This is a genomic window from Roseobacter sp. (assembly GCF_024639605.1).
GTDB lineage: Bacteria > Pseudomonadota > Alphaproteobacteria > Rhodobacterales > Rhodobacteraceae > Roseobacter.
In genome coordinates this window covers 1-5,858 of the sequence record NZ_JAHEHZ010000178.1, presented here as the reverse complement: position 1 = coordinate 5,858, position 5,858 = coordinate 1, and the positions used below count along the sequence as shown (strand labels likewise).

General features: G+C 61.6%; 5 protein-coding genes and 1 pseudogene. 3 read left to right on the top strand and 3 right to left on the bottom strand.

From position 1 onward, the window contains the following. The first annotated feature begins 99 nt into the window (after positions 1–99). Together upp and Q0M35_RS16650 are read left to right on the top strand one after the other, a co-directional pair. Complete coding sequence (upp, locus tag Q0M35_RS16655) at positions 100–732, top strand: uracil phosphoribosyltransferase (protein ID WP_295317393.1); 633 nt, start codon at positions 100–102, stop codon at positions 730–732. A gap of 93 nt (positions 733–825) precedes the next feature. Continuing rightward, on the top strand, positions 826–1,572 hold the full coding sequence (locus tag Q0M35_RS16650) for a hypothetical protein (protein WP_295317392.1): 747 nt from the start codon (positions 826–828) through the stop codon (positions 1,570–1,572). Between the two features lie 3 nt (positions 1,573–1,575). On the opposite strand, the gene Q0M35_RS16645 is transcribed toward Q0M35_RS16650, so the two are convergent. Continuing rightward, on the bottom strand, positions 1,576–2,589 hold the full coding sequence (locus Q0M35_RS16645) for a hypothetical protein (RefSeq protein WP_295317391.1): 1,014 nt from the start codon (positions 2,587–2,589) through the stop codon (positions 1,576–1,578). Between the two features lie 79 nt (positions 2,590–2,668). Further along, a complete protein-coding gene (locus Q0M35_RS16640) occupies positions 2,669–4,297 on the bottom strand; it encodes an AMP-binding protein (protein WP_295317390.1) in 1,629 nt (542 codons plus the stop codon). Positions 4,298–4,651: 354 nt separating this feature from the next. Here Q0M35_RS16640 and Q0M35_RS16635 point away from each other — a divergent pair, with 354 nt between their 5' ends. Then, complete coding sequence (locus Q0M35_RS16635) at positions 4,652–5,323, top strand: Hint domain-containing protein (RefSeq protein WP_295317389.1); 672 nt, start codon at positions 4,652–4,654, stop codon at positions 5,321–5,323. 99 nt (positions 5,324–5,422) lie between these two features. On the opposite strand, the pseudogene Q0M35_RS16630 reads toward Q0M35_RS16635, so the two are convergent. Further along, positions 5,423–5,858 (bottom strand): annotated as a pseudogene (locus tag Q0M35_RS16630) (3-hydroxyacyl-CoA dehydrogenase); the annotation flags it as partial.

Below are 5,858 nucleotides of genomic sequence, written 5' to 3'. Positions count from 1 at the left end.
GCACGGCTTTGCATGTTTTCGGTCGGAAGGCCCCCCGGTGCGTCTTGCGGGCAGGCAGGCTTCGGCGCTACACCGGGAACGGGCGAGCTAGGGGGCATTATGTCTGATAATCTGACAATCGTTGATCATCCGCTGGTACAGCACAAGCTGACCATTATGCGGGACAAAGAAACACCGACGGCGGTATTCCGGCAGTTACTGCGCGAGATCAGCCAATTGCTGGCCTATGAGGTTACGCGCGGCCTGCCGATGACGACGAGGCGGATCGAAACACCGATGCAGGAGATGGATGCGCCTGTGCTGGACGGCAAGAAACTGGCGCTGATATCGATTCTGAGAGCGGGCAACGGCCTGCTGGACGGTGTGCTGGAGCTCATTCCGTCAGCGCGCGTGGGATTTGTCGGCCTTTACCGCGATGAGAAAACGCTGAAACCTGTTCAGTATTATTTCAAGGTGCCCGAAGAGCTCGAGGACCGGCTTGTTATTGCAGTGGATCCGATGCTGGCCACCGGGAATTCATCTGTCGCAGCGATTGATCTGCTGAAGAATGCCGGCGCCAGCAACATCCGTTTTCTGTGCCTGCTGGCAGCACCTGAAGGTGTCGCACGGATGAACGAGGCACACCCGGATGTGCCGATCGTTACTGCAGCGCTTGATGAAAAACTCAACGATATCGGCTATATTGTGCCGGGTCTGGGCGATGCCGGTGACCGGATGTTCGGCACGAAATAACCGGAGGGCGGCGCGAAATGCGCCGTCTGTCCCTTGTTTAACAGAGCGGATTGCGGCATCGTCGTGCTTCATCTTGTGGGGGCAGGACTGGTTATGATGCGCATTTTTTCAAGGTCTTTTTACGCGCTGGTTTTCAGCATCTGCGGCACCGGGGTGATTGCGCAAACCACTGGGGTGCCGGCGGAAATGCCGCCGGTGGGCTACACCGGCAGTCAGTTTGTCGACAGCAGGGGCTGTGTTTTCAATCGTGTAGGGGTTGATGACGCTGTGCGCTGGGTGCCGCGGGTTAACCCGGCGCGCCGGCAGGTATGCGGCCGCTCCCCGACCTTTACCGCAGCCGTGACGGCTCCGGCGCCGCCCGGGGAGGCACCGGTAATTCCGCCCGGGGCCGAAGTCGTGATTGTTGTCCCGCAAAGCACAGAGCCTGCGGCGGCCGGTTCTGATCCGGCTGTGCCTGTCGCCGATGCGCCGCCGGCTCCGACCCCTGCGCCGGTTGTGCAGGCACCGGTGGCGCCTGTTGTCGTTGCGCCTGCACCTGTCGTGGCAGCGCGGCAGCCTTCACCGGTGCGCAACCGGCGGGTTGGTCCATCGCTCGCCGGGACGGTCGTGACACCGGCCACTGCTGCTGCAAAAGGGGTGCCGCTCACGGCGCGCGTCCTGCCGCGCCACGTTTACGAAGAGCGCCAGGAGTTCCGGCCCGTGACTGTTCCGCCGGGGCATCGCAAAGCCTGGAGCGATGGCCGGCTTAATCCGCGCCGTGCCGAACAGACGCTGCAGGGCCATGCTGATATGCAACGGCTCTGGAGTCGCGGTGTTCCGATGCGTGAGCAGGAAAGGTGAGCGTCAGCCGCCGCAGATGTTCTGCAGTCGCAGCCAGTCGGCATCGCTGAGAAGTGCCACCGGGTCGCGGCCTGCCATCGGGTCAGCTTCCAGCAGCGGCAGCACGTCTTCCCCGGTGATATCGCGCGCCAGAGCATAAGGTGCGCTGCGCACTGATACCGCAGCAAATGCAGCAAGCAGGGCGTCGGGATCAGGCATCTCACGCTCGCGCGTCAGCAACACCTCGGCGTAACGATCAAGGATTTCTCCCTTCAGCGTGCCGGTTGTGAGCAGCTGAAACCCCGACCTGGTCCCGGTGGTTTCCAGCAGATCACGCAACGGATCAGAATTCCGCGCGAGGGTCTGCTCGGCGAGGGCAAAGCCTGCCGCCACGTCGGGCTCCTCAAAATCCTCCACCAGTGCCCGGTCGAGCAGAATACGCCCGCCGGGCAGATGCAGGCTGGTTATGACGGTGCCGGGCATCAGGCTGATCGGACCGGTGCCGAGCCGGGCGCGCAGCTTTTGCAAAGCGGAGACCCCGGCCTTATCCGCGCAGGCAGGACCGGTCATCCGCTCAATCCGCTCCAGCAGCGCATTGCCGATTTCCGTCCGTTTCACATCCGGCACAACCGAGACCGTGTGGCTGATCAGCGCGCCCGGCAGCCAGAAGACTGCCAGCGCCGCCACCGCCAGCGAGGACACCACCACGCCCAGACCCCGCAACCGTCCAGGCCGGGGCCGGGCACGTTCCACCGCGCGGCGCAGTGTCTCGATGGCCTCGATCATCTCAGCCTCCGAAGCGTCAAGTTCGAGGGTTTCACCCGGGTCTCCGTCCGGGTGAAAGATCGCCGGGCGTTTGCCGGGGTTTGCACGCTGAAGAGCTGCCAGCGACCAGTGGGTAATCGGCTGGTCGCGCATATCCGATATGATCAGCGTTGCGTCACCGACCGAGACCACAACCTCGCGGCGCTGATCACCTTCCGCAGCGCGCCACAGACCTGTGGCCTCAAGGCGCGCGTATTTTTTGAGAGCCGTCATTGCGGTGTTTCTGCCCGGGACTGATTGAGCCCCTTCTTATCATCCCGGCCGGTTCCGGCAAACAGGGACTGCATACCGTTCAGAGGGTCGCTGCCAGCTTGCGCAACTCAAACTTCTGGATCTTGCCGGTGGAGGTTTTCGGAAGCTCCTGAAACACCACATGCTTGGGCGCTTTGAACCCGGCGAGCGTTTCACGCGAAAAGGCAATCAGCGCTTCGGCGTTCTCAGCAGCCCCCGGTTTCAGTTCGACAAAGGCGCAGGGCACTTCGCCCCATTTTTCGTCGGGTTTGGCGACCACAGCGGCCAGCAGCACATCATCATGGCCCATCAGCACGCCTTCGACCTCAACCGACGAGATGTTTTCGCCGCCTGAAATGATGATATCCTTGGCCCGGTCAGCGATCTGCATGTAGCCGTCCGGATGCTGCACCGCGAGATCACCTGAGTGGAAATAACCGCCCGCAAAACTTTCTGCCGTGGCCTCGGGGTTCTTATAATACCCTTTCATCACCGAATTGCCGCGGATCATAATCTCGCCCTGGGTACTGCTGTCTTTCGGCACCTGAACCATATTGCTGTCCAGCACGGTGATGTCTTCCATCATCGGGAAAGGCACGCCCTGCCGGGCTTTTATGGCGGCACGGTCGGGTTTGCCCAGACCGTCCCATTCCTCATTCCGCCACAGACACTCGGTGACGTGGCCATAGGTCTCGGTCAGCCCGTAGACCTGCGTCACATTAAACCCGAGCGCTTCGATTTTGGAGAGCGTCGCGGGGGCAGGCGGTGCGCCGGCCGTAAAAACCTCGACGCGGTGCTCAAAGGGACGCCGTTCCGCTTCGGTGGCATTGACGATCATATTCAGCACGATCGGGGCACCACCGAAGTGGGTGACACCTTCTTTTTCGATCGCGCTGTAGATGCCTGACGCGGTTATGTCGCGCAGACAGACCAGCGTGCCGCCCAGCAGTGGCATCATCCAGGTGTGGTTCCAGCCGTTGCAGTGAAACAGCGGCACAATGGTCAGATAAACCGGATAGACGGCCATGCGCCAGCTGACCACGGTCCCCATTGTCATCAGATAGGCGCCCCGGTGATGGCACACGACGCCCTTTGGCCGGCCGGTGGTGCCGGAAGTATAGTTCAGCGAAATGCTTTCCCACTCGTCTTCAGGCATGATCCAGTCGTACCCTGCATCTCCCTCGCGGAGCAGGTCCTCATAAACCGGGTGCCGGCCCGTTGCAGGAAACCCTGCGTCCGGGTCGGGCACTTCGATGATTTGCGGTGCTGTGCCGTCCAGCAGGGCAACTGCGGCTTCGGCAAGCTCGATGAACTGCGTGTCAGCGAGGATGATCTTTGCCTCGCCATGCGCAAAGATATAGCTCACCGTATCAACGTCGAGCCGCGTGTTGATCGTATTCAGCACCGCACCACATGCGGGCACGCCGAAGTGAGCCTCCGCCTGGGCAGGAAGGTTGGGGATCAGGGTGGCGACCACATCACCCGGTTTCAAACCCCGCCGTGCCAGTGCCGAAGCAAGCCGGGTGCATCGTTCGTAGTATTCCGCATAGGTGACGCGATGGTTGCCACAGACCACTGCCGTGCGGCCGGCAAAAACATGCGCCGCCCGGCGCAGATGCGACAACGGCGTCAGAGGGACGTAGTTTGCGGGTGTTTTTCCAAGCCCGGTCTCGTCACGCATCCAGCCCATGTCATCTCTCCCTGCAGGTCCTGCCCGATACGTCGTACGGGCCGGTGTCACGATATTTGTTTTGCAGCATTTTGGAAGGTGCCGCCGTGTGAAATCTGCCTCGGAATCCGACCCGCGGGTGATTCTCCGGCTGCCCCATATTTGTCCTGCCCGCCGCTTCGCCGCCCGGTTGCTGACATCTTTTGTCCTTCAACCTGAAATAATCTACGACAGTCACCCGGGTCTCTGCCATCTGAGCGAAACAATGACACAATCGCGCCTTAATCCCGGCTCATCCCCGACACTCTTCTGAACATCGTTAACGGGGTGAAAGAAACGGTGCAGCGCAACAGCATCGTTCAGGGGATTGTTGGAATGTCGGCAAAGAGCTTTGAAACCCGGACACAAACCGGCCTGACCGGACAGGGGGAAAGCACGGTCATGGACCAAGGGCTGACGGCTGACACTCTTGTGGCCTGCGACGCAGGCTGGATACGCGTAGGTGACCTGCGCGAAGGCGACCGGGTAAAAACCTTCGATAACAGCCTGCAGGAGATCATTGCCATCCGCCGTACCGTGCTCTGGCCCGGTGCGACCACGATCCCGCACCCCTTCTGGCCGCTGACTGTCCCGGCCGGAGCCCTGAGCAACGACACAGAGATCATCCTTCTGCCCGCGCAGGGCGTGCTTGTCGAAAGCGAACTTGTGCGGGATCCGATGGGGGATCCCTTTGCCGTAGTACCGTCGCTGGCTCTGGAAGGGCTCTGCGGCATCAGGCGCAAAGCCCCGGTGCCGGAACTGGAGCAGATCCGTCTGATCTTCCGTCAGGACGAGGTGATTTATGTGCGCAGTGGTGTGCTGGCCTTTTGCCGGGGCCGCACCGACAGTGCCCGTATGAGCCGCTCATCCGTCCAGAGGCTTTACAATGTCATGGCCTATGCTCAGGCGCGTGAGGTGTTCATGCTCGACAAGGCTCTGGCGGAGCGGGCACTTGTGCGCACGGGCCGTTACACCGCGAACTTCGGGGAATATTCCCTGGCCGTTTAAGACCACCCGACCAGCAGACCGGGATAACAGACAAGAATGCAGCAAACTGAAAAGGGGGGCCGCGGCCCCCCTTTTTACCGTGTACGCGGGGGCTGCGGATCAGGCCGCTTTGGCAGTGGCACCGAAACGCCCGTAAAAGGTCTGGTTTTTCGCGGCCATGTCGCGCAGCAGATCCGGGCAACTGAAACGCGCACCGAACTCTTCGCTCAGAGCGTCACAGCGCTCGGCGGCATATGCCGCACCCAGCATATCGAGCCAGCTCAGCGGACCGCCTGACCATGGCGCAAAGCCCCAGCCAAGAATGGCACCGACATCGCCCTCACGGATGTCCATCAGCACGCCTTCTTCCAGCGCGCGCACGGCCTCAAGTGTCTGTGCAAAGAGCAAGCGGTGCTGGACGTCGATGAGATCAGGCTGTTCAGCGCGCGGCGGATACTGCTCGCGGAGACCCTCCCAGAGGCCCTGGCGCTTGCCCTTTTCGTCATAGCTGTAAAAGCCCGCATTGGCCTTGCGTCCCAGACGGCCCTCTTTCTCC

Coding starts and splice junctions, on each gene's coding strand:
- upp (WP_295317393.1), top strand. CDS start 100: ATGTCTGATAATCTGACAATCGTTGATCATCCGCTGGTACAGCACAAG.
- Q0M35_RS16650 (WP_295317392.1), top strand. CDS start 826: ATGATGCGCATTTTTTCAAGGTCTTTTTACGCGCTGGTTTTCAGCATC.
- Q0M35_RS16645 (WP_295317391.1), bottom strand. CDS start 2,589: ATGACGGCTCTCAAAAAATACGCGCGCCTTGAGGCCACAGGTCTGTGG.
- Q0M35_RS16640 (WP_295317390.1), bottom strand. CDS start 4,297: ATGGGCTGGATGCGTGACGAGACCGGGCTTGGAAAAACACCCGCAAAC.
- Q0M35_RS16635 (WP_295317389.1), top strand. CDS start 4,652: ATGTCGGCAAAGAGCTTTGAAACCCGGACACAAACCGGCCTGACCGGA.